General features: G+C 72.7%; 15 protein-coding genes and 1 pseudogene. 2 read left to right on the forward strand and 14 right to left on the reverse strand.

Translation table 11 applies throughout. From position 1 onward, the window contains the following. Nucleotides 1-138 precede the first annotated feature (138 nt). Nucleotides 139-960 (forward strand): class I SAM-dependent methyltransferase, encoded by an 822-nt coding sequence (locus tag AQI95_RS23420; RefSeq protein WP_067126988.1) that lies wholly within the window; start codon nucleotides 139-141, stop codon nucleotides 958-960. Between the two features lie 6 nt (nucleotides 961-966). Here the strand turns inward: AQI95_RS23420 and AQI95_RS23425 are convergent, their stop codons facing one another. Then, a complete protein-coding gene (locus AQI95_RS23425; RefSeq protein ID WP_067126992.1) occupies nucleotides 967-1644 on the reverse strand; it encodes a GvpL/GvpF family gas vesicle protein in 678 nt (225 codons plus the stop codon). Between the two features lie 144 nt (nucleotides 1645-1788). After that, complete coding sequence (locus AQI95_RS23430) at nucleotides 1789-3684, reverse strand: transketolase (RefSeq protein ID WP_279617020.1); 1896 nt, start codon at nucleotides 3682-3684, stop codon at nucleotides 1789-1791. Nucleotides 3685-3889: 205 nt separating this feature from the next. Between AQI95_RS23430 and AQI95_RS23435 the strand changes: the two genes are divergently transcribed. Then, entirely contained in the window at nucleotides 3890-4237 is a 348-nt protein-coding gene (locus AQI95_RS23435) for a VOC family protein (RefSeq protein WP_067126998.1), read from the forward strand. A 49-nt stretch (nucleotides 4238-4286) separates the two neighbouring features. Here AQI95_RS23435 and AQI95_RS23440 read toward each other — a convergent pair whose 3' ends face one another. The 12 genes and pseudogenes from AQI95_RS23440 to AQI95_RS23495 form a co-directional block, all read right to left on the reverse strand. Next, nucleotides 4287-6248 carry a DUF5107 domain-containing protein gene (locus tag AQI95_RS23440; RefSeq protein WP_067127001.1) on the reverse strand — a complete coding sequence of 654 codons (1962 nt, stop codon included), beginning with the start codon at nucleotides 6246-6248 and terminating at the stop codon, nucleotides 4287-4289. 86 nt (nucleotides 6249-6334) lie between these two features. After that, the gene (locus tag AQI95_RS23445) at nucleotides 6335-6886 is read right to left on the reverse strand and encodes a GNAT family N-acetyltransferase (protein ID WP_067127003.1); all 552 of its coding nucleotides are present in this window, start codon (nucleotides 6884-6886) and stop codon (nucleotides 6335-6337) included. A gap of 84 nt (nucleotides 6887-6970) precedes the next feature. Beyond that, a complete protein-coding gene (locus AQI95_RS23450) occupies nucleotides 6971-8836 on the reverse strand; it encodes a CocE/NonD family hydrolase (protein ID WP_079071415.1) in 1866 nt (621 codons plus the stop codon). A gap of 72 nt (nucleotides 8837-8908) precedes the next feature. Further along, nucleotides 8909-9832, reverse strand: a complete 924-nt coding sequence (locus AQI95_RS23455) for a S66 peptidase family protein (protein ID WP_067127005.1) — start codon at nucleotides 9830-9832, stop codon at nucleotides 8909-8911. Further along, on the reverse strand, nucleotides 9829-11799 hold the full coding sequence (locus AQI95_RS23460; protein WP_067127007.1) for a dipeptidyl-peptidase 5: 1971 nt from the start codon (nucleotides 11797-11799) through the stop codon (nucleotides 9829-9831). Before AQI95_RS23460 ends, AQI95_RS23455 begins: the two co-directional genes overlap by 4 nt. Before the next feature lie 3 nt (nucleotides 11800-11802). Then, complete coding sequence (locus AQI95_RS23465) at nucleotides 11803-13122, reverse strand: M20/M25/M40 family metallo-hydrolase (RefSeq protein ID WP_067127009.1); 1320 nt, start codon at nucleotides 13120-13122, stop codon at nucleotides 11803-11805. Next, nucleotides 13115-13948, reverse strand: a complete 834-nt coding sequence (locus AQI95_RS23470; protein ID WP_067127011.1) for a M55 family metallopeptidase — start codon at nucleotides 13946-13948, stop codon at nucleotides 13115-13117. The genes AQI95_RS23465 and AQI95_RS23470 overlap by 8 nt, the downstream gene beginning before the upstream one ends. A 144-nt stretch (nucleotides 13949-14092) precedes the next feature. Further along, nucleotides 14093-14377: pseudogene (locus AQI95_RS23475) on the reverse strand (LLM class flavin-dependent oxidoreductase); the annotation flags it as partial. Between the two features lie 67 nt (nucleotides 14378-14444). Further along, nucleotides 14445-15293 carry an ABC transporter permease gene (locus tag AQI95_RS23480; protein ID WP_067127015.1) on the reverse strand — a complete coding sequence of 283 codons (849 nt, stop codon included), beginning with the start codon at nucleotides 15291-15293 and terminating at the stop codon, nucleotides 14445-14447. Nucleotides 15294-15431: 138 nt separating this feature from the next. Further along, nucleotides 15432-16736, reverse strand: coding sequence for an MFS transporter (locus AQI95_RS23485; protein ID WP_244188822.1), 1305 nt, complete (start codon nucleotides 16734-16736; stop codon nucleotides 15432-15434). Further along, a complete protein-coding gene (locus AQI95_RS23490) occupies nucleotides 16733-17947 on the reverse strand; it encodes a type III PLP-dependent enzyme (RefSeq protein ID WP_067127021.1) in 1215 nt (404 codons plus the stop codon). Before AQI95_RS23490 ends, AQI95_RS23485 begins: the two co-directional genes overlap by 4 nt. After that, complete coding sequence (locus AQI95_RS23495) at nucleotides 17944-19638, reverse strand: IucA/IucC family protein (RefSeq protein WP_067127024.1); 1695 nt, start codon at nucleotides 19636-19638, stop codon at nucleotides 17944-17946. Before AQI95_RS23495 ends, AQI95_RS23490 begins: the two co-directional genes overlap by 4 nt. Between the last annotated feature and the right edge of the window lie 16 nt (nucleotides 19639-19654).

Below are 19654 nucleotides of genomic sequence, written 5' to 3' on the forward strand. Positions count from 1 at the left end.
GGTAACCGCGCCCGGCGCGCCCGCCGCCGCCCCGCCCCCCCTCCGCTCGGTCCAGCATGTGAAACACGGGTCTCATCATTCGACATGCATGCGTACTGTGGCAGGCACCAGCGGAGACGAGGGCGAAGGGGAACGGCCATGTCGAAGGCGCAGGAGACCGCCGTCTACACACACGGGCACCACGAGTCGGTGCTGCGTTCGCACACCTGGCGGACCGCCGCCAACTCCGCGGCGTATCTGCTCGGCTCCCTGAAGCCGCACATGAGGATCCTGGACATCGGCTGCGGGCCGGGCACCATCACCGCCGATCTGGCGGCTCTGGTCCCGAACGGCCATGTCACCGGGGTCGACCGCGCCCCGGGCATCCTGGACCGGGCCCGCGCCACCGCCGCCGGGCGCGGCCTGGCCAACGTGGACTTCGCGGTCGCCGACGTGCACGCGCTGGACCACCCCGACGACACGTTCTGCGTGGTCCACGCCCACCAGGTCCTGCAGCACGTCGGCGACCCGGTGCAGGCGCTGCGCGAGATGCGCCGGGTGACGAAGCCGGGCGGGTTCATCGCCGTACGCGACGCGGACTACGCGGCCATGACCTGGTACCCGGCGGTGCCGGGCCTGGACGACTGGCTGGACCTGTACGAGCGGGTGGCCCGCGCAGGCGGTGGCGAGCCCGACGCGGGGCGGCGGCTGACGGCGTGGGCGCGCGCCGCGGGGCTGCGGGACGTCACGGCCACCTCCAGCACCTGGACCTTCAGCACGCCCGAGGAGCGGGCCTGGTGGAGCGGCCTGTGGGCGGAGCGCACCCTGGCCTCCGACTACGCGGAACGGGCCACGCGCGGCGGGCACGCGAGCGAGGAGCGGCTGCGGGCGGTGTCCGGGGCGTGGCGGGAGTGGGGTCGGCAGGAGGACGGCTGGTTCGCGGTCCTGCACGCGGAGATCCTGTGCCGGAAGGAAGGGTGACGGCGGTCACCGCGCTTCCTCCCCGGTGAACGAGTAGGCGGCCCAGGGACCGGTGAGTTCCACCCGGACCCCGGGCGCCTCGTCCCTGGTGCGGTCCACCAGTTCCACGAATTCCTCGGAATGCGCGCGGGAGACCAGATAGGCCGCGTCGAGGAGGTTCCGGCCCGGCGGCACGGCCGGCGCGGGCATCCGCGGGGCGTGCAGCCGGGAAGCCTCGGCGTGCCGGGACAGACGCTCGTGCAGCGACCGGGCGAACGCCTGGGCCAGCGGGGCGGACTCAGCCGGCTCCGGCTCCAGGATCAGCTTCACGCCCCACTCGACCCGGCCTTCCAGCCGGTCCAGGACGCGCCGGAAGTCGTCCCCGTGCGTCTCGATCATGCCGCGCACCGCGCTGTCGTCCGGGCAGACCGTCCCGAGGCGCAGCGGCAGCGGGGTGGTGACCGTGGTGAGCGCGTCGATCACGCCCTGGTGGGCGCGGACGGTCACCGCGAGCCAGTCCACGTCCTCCAGGTGCGTCTGCAGCGCCTCCTCGCCGAAGTCGGCCTCGGGGACCGTACTGACGACCGCGATCAGGTCGCGGTGGCGCAGCAGTGCGGGCGGGGCGCCTCCGATGCCCGTGAGCTGGGACTGCAGGGGCGTCCCGAAGGGGCGGCAGACTGCGTAGACGTAGCGCGGTCCGGTCATGGTGTCTCCTTCGGCGCGCGCCCGGTTCCCTGCCGGCTCCCTCCAGGGTGAGGAAACAGGCGGGGTTCTTCAGCTCCAGCCTGGCTCGGCGGCCCTTCGCCCGCCACACCGTGCCCGCCCGCGCGGTCCCGGCGGCCGCGCGGCTCAGCGCACGATCGCCTCCTCCACCAGCAGCCGGGCGGCCGTCGCGATGCCCACGGCGTCGATGCCGGCCGCGTGCAGCTGCTCGTCGGGGGCGGCCGAGCCGGGCATGGTGCGCACCGCGAGCCGGACCAGCCGGGGCACGGGCCGGCCGTCGCCGAACGCCTCCGCGACGGCGTCGCCGAGGCCGCCCTCGGCGTGGTGGTCCTCCGCGGTGAGCAGACAGCCGGTCTCCTCGGCTGCCCGGCGCAGCGTGTCCGCGTCGACGGGCTTGACGGAGTACAGGTCGATCACGCGCACCCGGATGCCGTCCTCGGCGAGCCGGTCGGCCGCGGCCAGCGCCTCGGGCACGGTGACCCCGGCCGCGACGATCGTCAGCCGGTCCTCGTCGCTCGACAGGAGCGTCTTGCTGCCGCCCACCGGGAACTCCTCGTCGGGGCCGTAGAGCACCGGTGTCTTCCCGCGCGAGGTGCGCAGATAGCGGACGCCGTCCAGGCCGGCCATGGCGGCGACCAGCCGGGCGGTCTGGTTGGCGTCGCACGGGTAGAGCACGGTGGAGCCGTACACGGCGCGGAACATGGCCAGGTCCTCCAGGCCCATCTGCGAGGGCCCGTCCTGCCCGATCGCGACTCCGGCGTGCGAGCCGACCAGGTTGATGCCGGCGCCGCTGATGGACGCCATGCGCACGAAGTCGTAGGCACGGGTGAGGAACGCGGCGAACGTCGAGGCGTACGGCAGCCAGCCGCGCGCGGCGACGCCGACGGCCGTGGCGACCAACTGCTGCTCGGCGATGTAGCACTCGATGAACCGGTCGGGGTACGCCTTGGCGAACTCCTCGGTGCGGGTGGAGTCGCCGACCTCGCCGTCCAGGGCGACCACGTCGCCGCGGGCGGTGCCGAGCGCGGCGAGGGCGGCACCGAAGGCGTCCCGGGTCGCGACCTGGTCGCCCTCGTCGTAGCGCGGGAGCCGGAGCACCTCGGTGGTCAGGTCGCGCAGGGCCGCGGCGGCCGGTGGTTCGTGCACCCGGACGTGCGCGTCGCGCGGTCCGCCGAGTTCGGCGACGGCCGCCTCGGCGTCCGGCAGCGGCTTTCCGTGGTGTCCCTCGCGGTCCTCGACGGCGGCGACGCCCTTGCCCTTGAGGGTGCGGGCGAGGATCACGACGGGCCGCCCGGTCGTGGCCAGGGCCTCGCCGTAGGCACGGTCGATCGCGTCGACGTCGTGGCCGTCGACCTCGATGCCGTGCCAGCCGAAGGCCTCGAAGCGGCGGGCGTAGGCGTCCAGGTCGTGGCCGTGCCGGGTGGGGCCGCGCTGGCCGAGCCGGTTGACGTCCACGATCGCGATCAGGTTGTCCAGGCGCTCGTACCCGGCGTGCTCGGCGGCCTCCCACACCGAGCCCTCCGCCAGCTCGCTGTCGCCGCACAGCACCCACACCCGGTAGCCGGTGCGTTCCAGGCGCTTCCCGGCGAGGGCGATGCCGACGCCGACCGGCAGGCCCTGGCCGAGGGATCCGGTGGCCGTCTCCACCCACGGCAGCCGTCGGGGTGTCGGGTGCCCCTCCAGGCGGCTGCCGAGCTTGCGGAAGGTGAGCAGTTCGCCGTCCTCGACGACACCGGCGGCCTTGTAGGCGGAGTACAGCAGGGGTGTGGCGTGTCCCTTGGACAGCACGAAGCGGTCGTTGGCGGGATGTTCGGGGCGTTCGAAGTCGTAGCGCAGATGGTTGGCGAGCAGGACGGCCATCAGGTCGGCTGCGGACATCGAGGAGGTGGGGTGCCCGGATCCCGCGGCATCGGACGCCCGGACGCTGTCCACCCGCAACTGCTGTCCCAGTTCGGCGAGTTCATCGGTGTTCATGAGTCTCCTTGCACGGTGCCGTCCGGCGGTGCGGCTTGTCCGAGGCATTCCGCGTAACCGGGGCCGCACCACGTAAACGCTCCGCTGGTCACCCGTATGAAGGGTGCGGGTGCGGCTTGGCGGGCGAGTGGGGGGGCGGTGCGCCGCCGGGTGCGGGCCGGCGGGGCTCGCCGCGCGACTCCCCGCGCCCGTCGGGGCCGGCTGCCCGGCCGTCTGCCGAACGCGGGCCGCTTGCCCAACTAGGCTCGTGGGCATGGAGATTATGGGCGCCTCGCTGCGCATCTGCGTCGACGACCTCGAGACCGCGGTCCCTTTCTACGAGCGGCTGGCGGGCGGCAGAGCCCTTCGGTTCGAGCGCGGTGGGGTCCAGGTGGCCGCGATCGGCTCCTTTCTGCTGATGAGCGGCCCGGAGGCGGAGCTGGAGATCCTGCGCAAGGTGACGGCCACCATCGCCGTCAAGGACGTGGACGAGGCGCACCAGGTGCTGACCGGCCTCGGCGCCCGGATCCTGGCGGGGCCCGTGCAGACGCCCGGCGGCCGGAATCTGCTGGCGATGCATCCGGACGGTTCGGTGTTCGAGTACGTCGACCAGCGCGGCTGAGTCGGCCGTACCATGTCGGGCCGTCGGCCGGGTCGGGTACGGCGGCCCGTCATTGAGCGTCCGGCCGCATCCGGAAGTCGAGGCGGGCGGGCAGCGGCTCGTCGGTGAGCCGGGCCCACAGCCGGCCGAGCACCTCCTCGCCCTCGCGCAGGTCGGCGACCTCGAACCCCGCGTCGACGACAGCCCGCGCCGCGGCGGTCCGTCCTTCCGCGAGCAGCAGTTCGGCTTCCAGGAGCTGGAACCGGCCGCGCCGGCGGACGGCGGGCAGCAGCCGGTCCCAGACGGTGCGGGCGTCCGCCGCCCGCCGCACCCGCAGCAGCGCGCGCAGGGTTTCCCGGCCGAGCGCGGCCACGGCGGCGGTCCATGCCTCGCCGTCGTCGCGGCGCTCGCGGCACAGGTCGTCGAAGGCGTCCGCGTACCGTTCGGCGGCCCGCTCGTGGTGGCCGGACTCCTGGTCGGCGACGGCCAGGCAGCGCAGCAGGGGCCAGAGGGACGGGGCGAGCGGGAGGGCGCGTTCCCAGCTGCGCACGGCCTGGGCGCGGTCGCCGGCGTGCCACTGGGCGACACCGAGGTGGTACTCGGTGTGCGGGGTGGCGGGCGCGGTCTCCAGCATGTCCCGCCAGTGCGGGGCGACGAGGCTCTCGCCGGGCGGCCGGACCCGGCGCGGCTCCGGCAGGGACCCGGTGCGCAGCAGTTCGCGCCAGGGCGCCTGGGCGGCGCCGAGGGTGGACTCGGGGAACGGGGTGCCGGGCAGTCTCCGGTCGGTGCGCAGCACTTCGAGCGCGCCCCAGCCGGATCCGGTGGCCAGGAGCTCGACGGGTTCGGTGTCGGCGCTCGGCTGCCATGCCGCGTAGGCCTCGTCGACGCGGGCGCGGGGCAGGGCGGCGGCGAGGCGTTCCTCGGCGGTCCGCACGGCGCCGGTCCACTCCCCCTCGGGCGGCTCGTCGAGCGGGCCGTACGCCTCCAGCCAGGACACCTCGCTGTCCGCCTCCAGCCGGACGTGCTCCAGCTGGGTGCGGGCGAGTCCGGCCTGGATCTCGCAGTAGCCGCCGGTGCCGGGCTCGGTGAGCCATTCCTGCCAGCGCCGGCCGCCGGGCCGGTGGCCCCACACGAAGAGCTTGCGGCCGCGCAGGCCGTCGGTGGAGGTCTGCACCAGCCCGTGCCCGTCGGCGTCCAGCGCGGCGATCCAGCGACGGCGGCCGTCCGGCACCTCGTAGAAGTAGTCGGCTGCGTAAGGGCTGTTGAGGGGGTGGGTGCGGTCGATGCCGTCGTACGAGGGGACGGGCACCCGGTGCAACCGGCGCTCGTAGCCGAAGTGCCAGGCCTCGTCGGCGGGGGCCAGGATCCGGCGGTCCTCGGGCACCGCGATGTTGGACCACCAGTACGTCGGCACCGGGCGCTCGTGCGGATTGCGGATGCGGACGCCGACGTAGAGGAAGTCGGAGCCGTCGGGCAGCCAGAGGTCGACCTGGAAGGGCAGGTCGCGCAGCCGCTCCCACTCCCACAGGCGCAGCATCCGACCGCCGTCGGGGGCGGGGACGAGGGCGGCGTGCAGGGGTGCGCAGGAGAGGGTGGTGTGGCCGGTGGCCCCGATGTTCCATTCGATGCCGCCGGAGTACCAGGCGCCGTTGAGGGCGAAGTCGGCGGGCTGGAACACGGGGTTGCGGTAGAGGAGTTCGCGTCCGGTGGGCAGGTGGAGGAGGGAGGCGACGCGGCCGCCGAGGCCGGGCAGGACGGTGGCGCGCAGCCGGTCGTTCTCGATCACGAGGGCGTCGAGGGCGCGGGGCTCGCGGGTTCTGTCGTAGCCGTCGCGGACCCGGACCGGGAGCAGGCTGGTGAGCGGCTCGTGGCCGAGCTGGCGGGCCATGTCCGCGGGGATGCCGTCCCGGTCGCGGTCCTCGATGCGGTGGACCTCGTCCAGGGGGAGCAGCGGGGGCAGGGGGTTGTCCGGGCCCAACTGCGCGGCGGGCAGCGTCAGTACCTCACGTCGGATCCTCGTCACGATCACCATGGAACCCGGCGCGCGATGAGTCGGCCAGGGGATGTGCTGGTCAGGATTGCGCAAAGGCCCGGGCAACGGAAACTTGCGGGACGGTCTCAGCCGGTGTTGCGCATCTCGGCGGTGAGGGCCCAGCGTTCGTGGTCGCGCCAGGCGCCGTCGATGTAGATCATGTCCGGGGAGAAGCCCTCCAGCCGGAAGCCCGCGCCCCGCGCCAGGGCGAGGGAGGCGGCGTTCTCGGGCTGTGCGTTGATCTCCAGCCGGTGCAGTCCCAGCGGTCCGAAGGCGTGGGCGACGACCAGGTCGAGGCCCTCGCGCATGAGGCCGCGCCCGGCGGCGTGCGCGAAGGCGCCGTATCCGAGCGCGCCGCACTGGAAGCCGCCGCGCACGATGTTGTTGATGTTGATGAACCCGGCGATGCCTCCGCCGTCCTTCTCGCACACCAGGAAGCCGGCCTTGGTCGGGTCCTCGATCAGCCGGCGTGCGTAGCCCGCGTAGCCCTCGTCCGTGTCCGGCGGGAACAGCCAGGGCCGGTGCAGATCCTTGCTCTCGCGCGAGCGTGCCGTGAACTCGGGGCCGTCCGCGAGGGTGAAGTGACGGATGGCCACGCGGGGGCCTTCGGCGAGGTGTTGGGGTGCGGTGTGCGGCATCCGGCCAGCCTACGGCGCCCTCGGCGGCCGCGTCTCGCCGAATACCGCCCGCCGCCGGGGCACCGGAGACCCCGGCCGCGCCGCTCAGCCGCCGACGACCGGCAGCCGCAGCACTTCGGTGTCCCCGGGCGCGCTGACCACGGTCACCGGCTTGATCCCCCGGTTGCCGAAGTAGGCGTCGTCGCTCGCCGCGATCACGAAGCGCAGCCGGTGCCCGGCCGGGTAGCGGTGCACGATGCCGGGCAGGGTGACGGTGAAGCGCCGGGTCACGTCGGGCACCCGGACGGGTGCGACCAGCCGGTGGACGAGGGTCTGGGCGCCGTCGGGCGCGACGTCGTACAGCTTGGCGAACAGCACCAGCCGGTCGGCGGCGTCGCCGGAGTCCTGGGTGCGTTCGGCCTTCGGCGAGACGACCCTCAGGGTGACGCGCGGGGCGCCGACGACATCGAGGTCGCCGGTCAGGGGCGCGCCGGTCCAGGCGAGGAAGGTGCCCTCGGTGTCGTACGGAGCGGGGTCGGGCAGGCCGATGGTGCCGGCCAGGGAGCTCTCCGAATGGCTCGTGGGCACGAGCCAGTTGGTGTAGCCGCGGCTGCCGCGGGTCACCTCGGCGCGGTTGTCGACCAGCCTGCCGTCCCCGGAGAGGTAGAGGGTCCGGTCGGGGGCGGGGACCCGGTCGGCGGTGGCGTAGGTGTGGTGCGGGTCGCCGACCCAGTCGCGGTAGTAGGCGAAGGCGGGGCCGGTGTCGGTGTGCCGGTGCTTCCTCAGGTAGCGGTCGAACCAGGCGAGGATGCGGCGGCCGACGTAGCTGGTTTCCAAGTTGCCCTGGGCGAGGTCGAGTTCACCGGGCGCCGGGTCGGTGATGCCGCCGCTGTGGCCCCAGGACTGCCAGATCAGGGCGGTGGGGGTGCCCTGCGCCTTGAGCGTGCGGTAGCCGGCCGTCGCCTCGTTGAGGTTGAACAGCGTGTCGGCCTGCCCCTGGACGAGGAGGGTCGGCGCCTTGACCCGGGAGAGGTAGGTCGTCGGGGAGACGCTGCGGGCGTAGCCGAGCAGCCGGGCGGTGCGATCGGCGGGGTAGCTGCCGGAGTTGAGCGTGTGGACGGTGTCGCAGGCGTCGGTGACGAAGTGCAGGCAGGTCAGCGAGTTGATCCGGGACGGGTCGAGGCTCGGGGTGGTCAGCGGCTGGCCCTCGCCCATCAGATAGAAGCCGTTGGACCACTGCCATTTGAAGGCGCCGGGCACCTCGCGGGCACCGACGGCGTTGTTGGGGTCCAGGGAGTAGGCGAGGTCGTTCCAGGTGATGAGCGGGACGAGGGCGTCGACGCGGTGGTCGTTGGCGGCGGTGGCGAGTTGGACGGCGCCGCCGTAGGAGCCGCCGATCATGCCGACGCGCGGGTCGCCGGGGGCGTCGAGGGCGACGAAGTCGGCGCGGGTGCCGTCGTCGGCGGCGCGCCTGCCGCCGAGGAAGTCGACCAGCCGGGAGGCGGCCCTGCCGTCGATGCCGGGGTCGTCGAGGGAGATCAGGCAGCCGGTGTGGCCGAAGCCGAGGCCGGAGTAGATGAGGGAGACGTAACCGCGCTCGGCGAACGCCTTGCCGATGGCGTCGGTGGAGCCGTCGGACTTGCTGCCGCCGAAGCCGTTGGTGGCGAGCACGGCGGGCGCGGGATGGGTGCGGTCGACCCCGGCGGGCCGGTACAGGTCGGCGTCGACCGCGCAGCTGCGGCCGCCGGCCCGCACGGTGAACTTCAGCGGGGTGACGGTGTAGCGGTCGCCGGCGTGGGCCGGGCCGGCGGCGAGCGCGAGGGGTGCGGTGAGGGCCGCGCCGAGCAGGGCGGCGAGCGCGGCACGGGTTCGGGACGCACGGCGGGGTGCCGGTCGGGGCACACGTCGGGGCACGGGGACCTCCACACTGAGGCGCACGGATACCGACCAGTAGGTCTGGCCGAGGAGCATGCTGTGACACGTGTCAGGTGCTGGTCAATCCCCTGGACGTGTGGTTTGTCGACGGAAATTCAGCGAACGCGGTCAGAGCAGCGCGGGCTCGTCGAGCCTCAAGGTGCCCGACTCTGCGTCCAGTTCGGCGGATATCCCGAAGGGGACGGTCAGCGCGTCGTCGCAGTGCCCGAAACCCAGCTCCTCGACGACCGGCACACCGAGCGCACCGAGACGGTCGCGGAAGACCGCACGCAGTTCGTCGTAGGGGCCGCAGCCGCGCCAGGATCCGAGCCCGATCCCGGCGACCCCGTCGAGCCAGCCGGAGCGCAGCAGCTGGGTCAGCAAACGGTCGATGCGGTACGGCACTTCGCCGACGTCCTCGATGAGCAGCAGCCCGCCCCGGGCGCCGGGCCGGGCGGACGGGGTGCCGAGATCGGTGGCCAGCAGGCTCAGACAGCCGCCGAGCGTCACGCCCCTGGCCCGTCCCGGCGCCAGCGCCGCCCCGGCCGAGGTGAGCGTCCGCGTCGCCTCCGGAGTGAACAGGGTCGCCCGCAGATGCTCCTGCGCGCGGGCGCTCTTGAGGAAGTCGACGCCGGCGGCGGCCGGTCCGTGCAGGGTGACCAGGCCGAGCCGGGTGGCGAACGCCTGGTGCAGGACGGTGACATCGCTGAAGCCGACGAACACCTTGGGCCCGGCCTCGCGCATCGCCTCCCAGTCCAGCAGGTCGACCATCCGCTGGGCGCCGTAGCCGCCACGGGCGCACAGCACCGCGGCCACGGACGGGTCGCACCAGGCCCGCTGCAGGTCGGCCGCCCGGTCGGCGTCGCAGCCCGCGAGATACCCCAACTCGCCGTGGCGGTCCAGCACATGGGGGGCCACCACCGGGTCCAGGTCCCAGCCGCGCAGCACGTCGAGCCCGGCCTGCAGCCGCTCCTCGGGCACCGGCCCGCTCGGAGCGACGACGGCCACCCGGGCGCCCGGGGCCAGCCGGCTCGGTCGTGTCAGTTCCTTCACGGGTTCAGCTCCAGTCTCGGCACGTCGCACGCGTCCAGCCCGAACACCTGGGCGTACAGGGAGAGTTCGGCTTCCAGGGCGCGCACCATGGTCTCGGCGCGCCGGAACCCGTGCCCCTCGCCCTCGAACGTCAGATAGGCGTGCGGCAGACCCCGGCCCTCGATCCGGGCGAGGAAGCGCTCGCACTGCGCGGGCGGGCAGATCACGTCGTCCAGGCCCTGCAGCAGCAGGAACGGCACGGTGAGCCGGTCGGCATGGGTGGTCGGCGACCGGTCGGCGTACCGGGCCGGCACATCGCCGAGCGGTCCGATCAGCGACTCCAGATAGCGGGACTCGAAGTCGTGGGTGTCCCCCGGGCCCCAGGTGGCCAGGTCCAGGACCGGGTAGACGATCGTGCCGCAGGCGTAGACGTCCGTCGTGGTCAGCGAGGCGGCCGTGGTCCAGCCCCCCGCGCTGCCGCCGCGGATCGCGAGCCGGTCCGGATCGGCGGTGCCCTCCTCGGCGAGGGCGCGGGCGACCGCCGCGCAGTCCTCGACGTCGACGACGCCCCACTGCTCGCGCAGCCGTTCGCGGTAGGCGCGGCCGTACCCGGTGGAGCCGCCGTAGTTCACCTCGGCGACGCCGATGCCGCGCGAGGTGAAGTAGGCGATCGCCAGGTCCAGCACGAGCGGGGCCCGGCCGGTCGGGCCGCCGTGCGCCCAGACGACGTACGGCGCCGCCTCGCCGTCGGGCGCGGCCCGTTCGGGGTGGTGCGGCGGGTAGACATGGGCGTGCACCTCGCGGCCGTCCGGACCGGCGAAGGTGCGGATGCGCGGCTCGGGGTAGTAGGCGGGGTCGACGGCGTCCTGGTGCCGGGCGCCGACGGCGCGGGCCCGTCCGGTGGAGATGTCCAGCTCGACCACCTCGGGCGCGGTGCGCGGACTGGCGCCGACCCCGACGACACGCCCGCCGTGCACGGCGAGGGTGGCGGCGAACTCGGTCCACGGTCCGGCGGCGTCGACGATCTCCCCGGACTCCGGGTCGACTATCCCGAGTACGCTCGCCCCCCGGCCGTGGACGACCGCGATCAGCCCGTTGTCCAGCGGGGCGAACCAGCGCAGGCCCGGCTTCCACAGCGGGCCGGCGAACTCCTCCTCGCGCGGGCACAGCGGGGTGCCGTCCCGGTACAGGTTCCACCAGCCGCTGCGGTCGCTCGCGTACAGAAGACGGTTGTCCGCCGACCACTCGGCCTGGGCGATCGCCTCCTGCGGCCCGCCGGCGGCCGTGTGGACGCCGTGCAGCAGACCGTCGCCGCCGACCTCGCCGACCAGCAGTTCCGTCCCGTCCCACGGCATGCGGGGATGGTCCCAGGCGAGCCAGGCCGCCCGGCGGCCGTCGGGCGAGAGGCGGGGCCCGGTGACGAACCGGTGGCGTTCGGCGGTGAGTTCGCGCACCGCGGACCGGTCCTCGGCGGCGGACCCGTCCAGCGGTACGGCGACCAGGACCCGCCGTACGTCGCCGGGGTGGTCGCCGGTGAACTCCTCCAGCACGCACCACACCTCGCCGCGCGCGAGGTCCAGGTGCGGGTCCGCCCAGCGCAGGCCCGCTCCCACGGTGGAGACGGGGGTCAGCGGACGCGGCTCGCCGCCGGGCTCGTACCGGTAGAGCCGCTGGTCGGCGAAGTGTGTGAACACCACGAGGGGGGTGCCGCCGCGCACCGCCCCGGTCCAGGGCCGGCCGCCGTACTCCACCACCCGGCTGCGCACGTTCCACGGCGCGGGGAGCACGACCTCCTCGGTGCCTTCGGCCGTCCGCCGCACCAGCGCCCGGCGGCCGGCCTCGGCCGGCCGGGGCTCGGTCCACCACACCTCGTCCCCGACGAAGCCCACCCACTCGGGGTGCCCGTCGTGCGCGGCGGCCAGCGCCGCGTCGACCGGCGACGGCCACGATCCGTACGCCGACGTCAGCACCTCGTCCCCCCTTCCCATCCCCTAGGCCGTCCGCAGGAAGCGGTCGAGCACCCGGACGCCGAAGTGCAGCGCCTCGACGGGCACGCGCTCGTCCACGCCGTGGAACAGCGCCTGGTGGTCGAGGCCTTCGGGCAGCTTCAGCGGGGCGAAACCATATCCGGTGATGCCGAGCCGGGAGAACTGCTTGGCGTCGGTGCCGCCGGACATGCAGTACGGCACCACATGCGCCCCGGGTGCGAACTCCCGGACGGCGGCCCGCATCTTCGCGAAGGTCGGTGAGTCCACCGGCGCCTCGAGGGCCACCTCGCGGTGCGCGAACTCCCAGTCCACATCGGGGCCCGTCAGGTGGTCGAGGGCGATCGTGAACTCCTCCTCGGCGCCCGGCAGGAACCGCCCGTCGACGAAGGCGACCGCCTCGCCCGGGATCACGTTGAGCTTGTAACCGGCGTCCAGCATCGTCGGGTTGGCGCTGTTGCGGACGGTCGCCTCCACCAGCTTGGCCGCCGGGCCGAGCTTCTCCAGCAGCAGGTCCACATCGGTGAAGTCGGGCTCGATGCCGTACAGGGCGGCGAGTTCGGTGAGCGCGGCCCGCACGGTCGCGGTGAGCCCGATCCGCCACTCATGTTCACCGATACGGGTGACGGCGGCGGCGAGCCGTGTCACCGCGTTCTCCTTGTTCACCTTGGAGCCGTGCCCGGCCCGGCCGCGCGCGGTGAGCTTCAGCCAGCCGGTGCCGCGCTCCCCCGCCCCGATCGGGTAGATCTCCCGGCCCGCGCCGTCGTGGAAGGTGAAGCCGCCGGACTCACTGATGCCCTCGGTGCAGCCCTCGAACAGCTCGGGGTGGTGGCCCGCGAGGAAGCCGGAGCCGTCCTCGGCGCTGGCCTCCTCGTCGGCGGTGAAGGCGATGACGAGGTCCCGGCGGGGCCGTACCCCCTGCCGGGCCCAGGCGCGGACGACCGCGAGGATCATCGCGTCCATGTTCTTCATGTCGACGGCTCCGCGCCCCCACACCACCCCGTCCCGGATCTCGCCGGAGAACGGGGCCACGCTCCAGTCGGCGGCCTCGACGGGCACCACGTCCAGGTGACCGTGGACCAGCAGCGCGGGCGCGGACGGGTCGGTGCCCTCGATCCGGGCGACCACGTTGGTGCGGCCCGGGGTGCGCTCCAGCAGCAGCGGCTCAAGGCCCGCACCGGCCAGCCGCTCGGCCGCGTACTCGGCCGCGGGCCGCTCCCGGCAGTCGCCGCCGCCCCGGTTGGTCGTGTCGATCCGGATCAGTCCCGAGGTGAACTCCACGACCTCGTCCATGGCCTGGTGGTCGGCGGCCCGCTGGTCAGCCATACTGCTCCTCCACGGCGGCGGAGACGATCGTGGTGACCGCCTTGAACGTCCTGATCCCCTCGTACATCGTGGCGCTGGTGTACGCCACCTTCCGCTCCCCGATCCGCACGACCCCGGGCACCACGGTGGCGGCCATCGCCAGATGTTCCGCGTCGAACTCGACGGCGACGGTGAACGGCCCGGCCTCGACGGGCGCGTGACCCACCGCCAGCCGGGCGGCCTCCTTGGCCGCCGCCCGGATGTCGGCGGCGGTGCGGGCCGGGGTCCGGCACACCGCCGCGTACCGCGACACATGGTCCTTGACGGCGACCTTCAGTGCCTCCGGCGCGTAACCGAGCGCGTCCTCGCAGGCCACGTCGTCGCCGGTGACGAGGACGACGGGGACTCCGTACTCGGCGACGACATGCGCGTTGAGCAGACCCTCGCTGGCGCGGACGTCGTTCAGCCACACCCCCGTGATCTGGTTGGCCAGATAGGTGTGGGCGAGGACGCCCTCCGCGCCGGCACCCGCGTGGTAGCCGACGAAGGCGATCCCGTCGATGTCCCCGTGCTGCACGCCCTCCACCATGGACAGCGTCTTGTGCCGCCCGGTGAGCATCTCGACGCGCTCGTCGAGCCGTTCCAGCAGCAGGTTGCGCATGCTCCAGTGGGCCTCGTTGACGAGCACCTGGCCGGCGCCCCCGTCGAAGAAGCCCTCCGCGGCGGCGTTCACGTCCGAGGTGAACATCACCCGGCACCGCTCCCACTGCGGTGTCCCCGGCAGCACATCGGCAGGCCAGGTGACGCCCGTGGCCCCCTCCATGTCGGCACTGATGAGGATCTTCATGCAGGCCTGCCCCCTCGCAGGTCAGAGGCTTGTCGTCCGGCTGGTGACAGCAGTTTTCGAAAGCATGCGGTGAACCGTGCCGCGGTGACGGGGCTCTTCATGCTGCTCCACGTTACGCGTCGGCGAGGGATCTTCCTACGAGCCGGCGAGGGGGTCGAGCCGGCGTACGACGGTCTCGGGCGTCCCGCACGCCTGCTGTGCACGGAAACCCGCAAGCGCGTGCCGTTCCTCCGCCGTGAAGGGATGGGTGGCGGCATCCGCGGGCGTGGGGACGACCCGGGGCTGCTCGCACCAGCGGGACGGGACGAACGCCGCACGGTATCGCTCCAGCACCGTGAAGGTGCTGTCGGGCCGGATGTGGTGTGCGACGGCGATCGGCAGGCCGAGTCCCGCAGCGAGGGCGGCACCTGCGGTACTGGAGCACAGCAGCGCGAGCGCCGTCCTGATCACCGCCGGCCGGCAAGCGCCAGGTGACCGCGCATGGCCGGCCCGGCTCCTACTCGGAAGGTCGGCTCGGCGCCGGTACCCTGGGAAACCTTCTGGCTTTGCGCGGGGAACCCGTGCGGGCGTCCGGCTCTGGGCGATACAGATGGTGCCGGGCGACGAGCTCAAGGGTCACCGCCACCGCGATGGTCTGCACGGCCATGAGCGCGATGAGGACGAACAGTTGCACTGCTCCGGCGAGCACCGGGCCGGCCCCTCCGAGGAGCATGCCGACGAACGCGCCAGGGAGTGTGACCAGCCCGACCGTACGCGTCTGGTCCAGGCCGGGCAGGAGGGCCTCGGAGGCCGCGGGACGTGCGATTTCCATGCGCGCGTCGCGGTCCGGGAGTCCCAGCGCCATCGCGGCTTCCACCTCTCCGCGACGCTGGGACAGTTCGTCCAGGGCACGCCGTCCGGCGAGTACGGTCACGGTGAGTGCGCCACCGATGAGGATGCCGGTGACCGGAATCAGGGCGACGCCCTTCAGAGGGACGAGTCCGGTGGCAAGGAGCGCCGCGACGACCGGTACCACGCCGGCGGCGATCGGGGCGGCCGTCAGCCACCAGGTGTGGTTGCCGGTGATTCTCCGTCCGGCCGTGCGCACGGCCACCGCGAACATGACCACGAGGAACGCCAGGAGCCCCGGCACTGACTTGACGGCCCAGGTGACGACCACCGAGACCAGAGCAAGCTGGACGGCGGCGCGCAGACCGGCCAAGAGGGTCTCCCGGGCCCGGCTCTTGTACGGGTGCGGATCGAGACGGAACCAACCCGCGACCACCACCGCCACCAGCAGCAGAGCGGCGAGCAGGACGCCGAGGGCCGGGTTGACCGGTACAAGAGATGCGGCACTCGACGTCACGTTTTCCACCCCAGGAAGCTGCTGCACGGGCCGATGGGGTGCGCGGGTCCCCGACCTGACTGGCCCCTGCGGCCGACAGCGCAGTCTACGTCGGCGTCCTTCCGCCGCTGTTCGCACCCTGGCGTCGCTGCCGATGTGTCAGACGTCGGGCTGTCGGTCCCTCGTCGGCTGGGCCGAGGCGAAGGGCGAGCTGGTGACGGAAGCCGCTCCTGTGATTCGGGGACGCCGTTGGATTCGGCCTCTGATCAAGGCGGAGAGCGCGAGTGCGGAGGACATCGAGATGACGCCGCCCAGGACCAGGGTGGAGCGGGCGCCGAGAGCGTCCGACACCAGGCCGACCAGCGGGGCGCCTACGGGGGTGCCGCCGAGGAGGAGCAGGAAGTAGACGGACATGACGCGGCCACGCAGGTGTGGGGCGGCATGAAGCTGGGTCAGCGCGTTGGCGGTGGTGGTCACGATCACCGCGGCGAAACCGGTGGGGATCAGCAGGGCCATGAACGAGCCGCAGTCCGGCATCAGGCCCAGCACGGCTTCCAGCGCCCCGAAGACGATCGCGGTGGAGATCAGTCGGCGTGTGGTCGGTGGCCTGTCGCAGTTTGCCCCGTAGATCGCGCCGATGAGGCTGCCCAGGGCGTATGCGGCGCAGAGGTAGCCGAAGGTGGCGGCGCCCGTGTGGAAGGCCGTGATGGCGACGAGGGAGATGGTGACCTGGAAGTTGAGGCCGAAGGTGCCGACGAAGGCGATGAGACTGATCGGCAGGAGCAGTTCCGGGATGGAGGTGATGTGACGGAAGGCGTCGCGCAGTCGGGTACGGCCGGGTCGGGGTCGACCGTGCTCGTCCGGGTTGTCTGTACGGATGGTGACCAGGCCGTACAGGACAGCCAGGTAGGAGGCCGCGTTCGCGAGGAACACCGGGCCCGTGCCGAAGGCGGCGACCGTGAGACCGGCGAGGGCGGGGCCGACGGCGCGGGCCACGTTGAACTGGGCGGAGTTCAGGCTGACCGCGGTGGCCACCCGCTCCCGATCGACCAGTTCGCAGATGTAGGCGTTGCGGGCGGGACCGTCCACGGCGGTGGCGGTGCCGAGAGCGAAGGCCAGCACGTGGACGGACAGCAGATTCACCGCGCCGGTGACGGTCAGCAGTCCGAGCAGGAGTGACTGCACTCCCATGGCCGTCTGCGTCAGAAGCAGGATCCGCCGCTTGGGGTACCGGTCGGCGAGCATGCCTCCAGCCAGGCCGAACAGGGTCTGCGGCAGGAACTGCAGTGCGGTCACGATGCCGACCGCGCTGCCGCTGTTGCCGGTGATGTGGAGGACGAGCAGGTCCTGGGCGGCACGCTGCATCCACGTGCCGATGTTGGAGGTCAGCTGCCCGAGCAGGTAGCGGCGAAGGTTGCGGACCGCGAGTGCGGCCGACACCGGCGGGCGGGAGCCCGCGCTCATGGCATCTGATGGGCGTACGTGCCGCAGCCGACGGACACCTCGGCATCGTCGAGGTGATGGAAGGTCGGGTGAGGGTGCATGAGGAACGCGTGGTGCGCGATGTTCCAGGCATAGGCGCCGGCCATGGCGAAGGCGACTCGGTCGCCGACGCGCAGCCGCTCCACCATGACCCGGCGAGCCAGGACGTCCTTCGGCGTGCACAGCTGTCCGACCAAAGTCACCGGCTCGTCACGGGCCTCCGGCCGGGCCCAGGGCCGCAGCCAGACGTCGCCGGAAATCACCTCGAAGGGCTGGTCGTGCTGTTTGGCGGCCGGAGTGCGCAGATGGTGGGTGCCTCCGCGTAGCACGGCGAACGTCTCTCCACGGCTGGACTTGATGTCCAGGACCTCGGTGACGTACCAGCCGCAGTACACGGTGACCGAACGGCCGGGCTCGATCCGCAGCGTGAGGCGAGGACGGCGGGCCAGGAACCGAGCCAGTCCGGCGCCGAACGCGGACCAGTCGAACACTCTGTGGGGATGTGTGTAGTCGACGCCCATTCCCCCTCCGACGTTCACCTCGGCCAGGTCGACTCCGCAGTCGTGAGCCCAGCCTTCGCCCCAGGTCAGGATCTGGTCGATCAGGGCCAGTTGAGCCTGGGCCTGGAGTCCGCTGGCCAGGTGAGAGTGCAATCCGCGCAGACGAATGCGCGGGTCGGAGGCGATCAGCTCCCGGCAGCCGTCCAGTTGCGCGGGATCCATGCCGAAGGGACTCGGGTGGCCGCCCATCGCGAGGGCGACACGGCCCAGGTCGACGGGCAGGTTGACGCGCAGGAGGACGTCGGCGCTCCGGTCGCCCAGCAGGGTGGTGAGGAGACGTAGTTCGTGTTCGCTCTCGATGTGCAGGCGCTCCGCTCCGGCGTCGAGTGCCTGGGCCAGCTCTGCCTGTGTCTTGCCAGGGCCTCCGAAGGCGAGCGGCGTATCGGGGGCGAGTCCGCGGACGTGGCTCAGTTCGCCGCCCGAGGCCACCTCGAATCCGTCGACGTGGGCGGCCAGGGCCTGCAAGATTCGGGGATCGGAGTTGGCCTTGGCCGCGTACAGCAGCTCGACGCCTTGCGGCAGTGCGGCCCGGATCGCGTGTACGTGTTCGCGCAGGGCCCGGAGGTCGTAGATGTACGCGGGCAGGTCGTCATCGGTCAGCCGGCCGATGCGGTCGCGCAGTACGGGCCTCACCGGATCACCTCCCGGGGAAAGTCCGCGCCGAGCGGGCTGGGCAGAGGGACGTAGGTGGCGTGCCGGTCGGCCTGGCGGGCCCAGCGCAGCAGGAGGTTGGCTTTGGCGGGCAGCGGGACGCCGGACAGCAGGGCGCGCAGGCGTGGCGGTTGGGCGGCGGTGCGGGCGTAGGCGTCGAGGTGGTCGCGGACCAGGCCCCAGAGGGCGGGTTCCAGCGTCGGTTCGAGGTCGGCCAGGGCACTGAGGACTTCGGCGGCATGGTTGACCAGGAGGCAGTACGCGACCCGGTTCCAGCCGCGTTCGGGGTCGTAGGTGAGGGGGTCCCGGACGTCCCGAGGCAGTTCGCCAAGGGCGTGCCGGTGGTGTTCGGCCAGGAGTTTGGTGCCCTCCAGGTCCCGGAAGAGCATCTGCGCCGGGGTGCCGTCGGGATGCACACCGACGACGACGTTCTGCAGGTGGGGTTCCAGGACGACGCCGTGTTCGAAGTAGGCGGCCAGCACGGGCGGCAGCAGCAGTCGCAGGTATGCGTCCCACCAGGTCAGGACGTCCCCGTCGCCGCGGGCGAGCAGATGGGAGACGTGGGCCGCACTGGTCGGGTACTCGTCCGCCACCGCGGCGGCGAGCAGGGGTGTCACCCCGGGACGCAGGTGGTGGCGCAGGCCGGAGCGGACGATGACGCCGAGGCCCTCCAGGAGTGCGGTGTCACCGGCGGTTTCGAGGGTGCGGTAGCCGGGCTCGGCCAGGAGCGCACACCCGGGGAAGCGGCCGGCGAGTTCGGCGAAGACGGGCTGGAGCAGGCGGTTGAGGGCGACGGCACCGGACAGCTCGTAACAAGCGTGCCTGCGGACGCAGTTGGTGAGGCGGACGTTCAGGCTGAACTTCAGGAAGGTGTCGCTGTCCGGGTGGTACAGGGTGCGCACCGATGCGGTCGGCACCAGTGCCGGTCCGCTCACTCCGATGTCGACGACATCGCCGACGGCCACTGCCTCCCGTAGCCGGTCGTGGCCCTGAAGCAGCCGGTACTGCCAGGGATGCACCGGCAGTACGGCGAATCCCGGATCGGACGCCGGGCGCAGCGCGTCCATCTCCCGCAGATCTCCCTCCTCGCACACGAGATGGCGGCGCACGGCCAGGTAGCGCAGACGAAAGCGCGCGCCGGTCTCCGGGCCGTAGACCAGCCAGTCGTCCGGGTCGCCGGTGCGGGACTTGGGTGTGGGGTGGAAGCGGTGGCCGAACACCAGGGACTGCTCCGAGGCCACGTACGGATCCGGGTGCGGAGAGGCGCCCGCCCGCTCTTCCAGGGCAGCGCGGATCGTCTCCCGGCTTTCGGTGACCTGGCTCAGGAACTCCTCGTTCCCGACACCCGTACGCAGTTCCAGTTCGTCCTGGATGTGTCCGGCCAGCTCTTTCCAGCCGACCGTCACCCAGGTGTCGTTGTCGAGCCGCTGCACCGGGCCCTGGAAGCGGTGGGCTCCGATCAGCGAGACCCTGCGCAGCGGGGAACGCAGCAGGATGCCCCGGCGGGGCAGACGTAGCAGGAGGTGGTCGTCGTCGACCGTCAGCTGATGTTCGGGGGCTGACACCTCGCGGATCAGGCAGTTGAGGAGCGTGTGAGCGGTGACGATGTCGGCTGTCGTCGCCGGCGTACGTGCGCCGGTCGTGGTGGCGTGGGTGGCAGTGCCGGTGTTCATACGGTCGCTCCAGGGG

It is taken from the genome of Streptomyces yokosukanensis, assembly GCF_001514035.1.
Taxonomy (GTDB): domain Bacteria; phylum Actinomycetota; class Actinomycetes; order Streptomycetales; family Streptomycetaceae; genus Streptomyces; species Streptomyces yokosukanensis.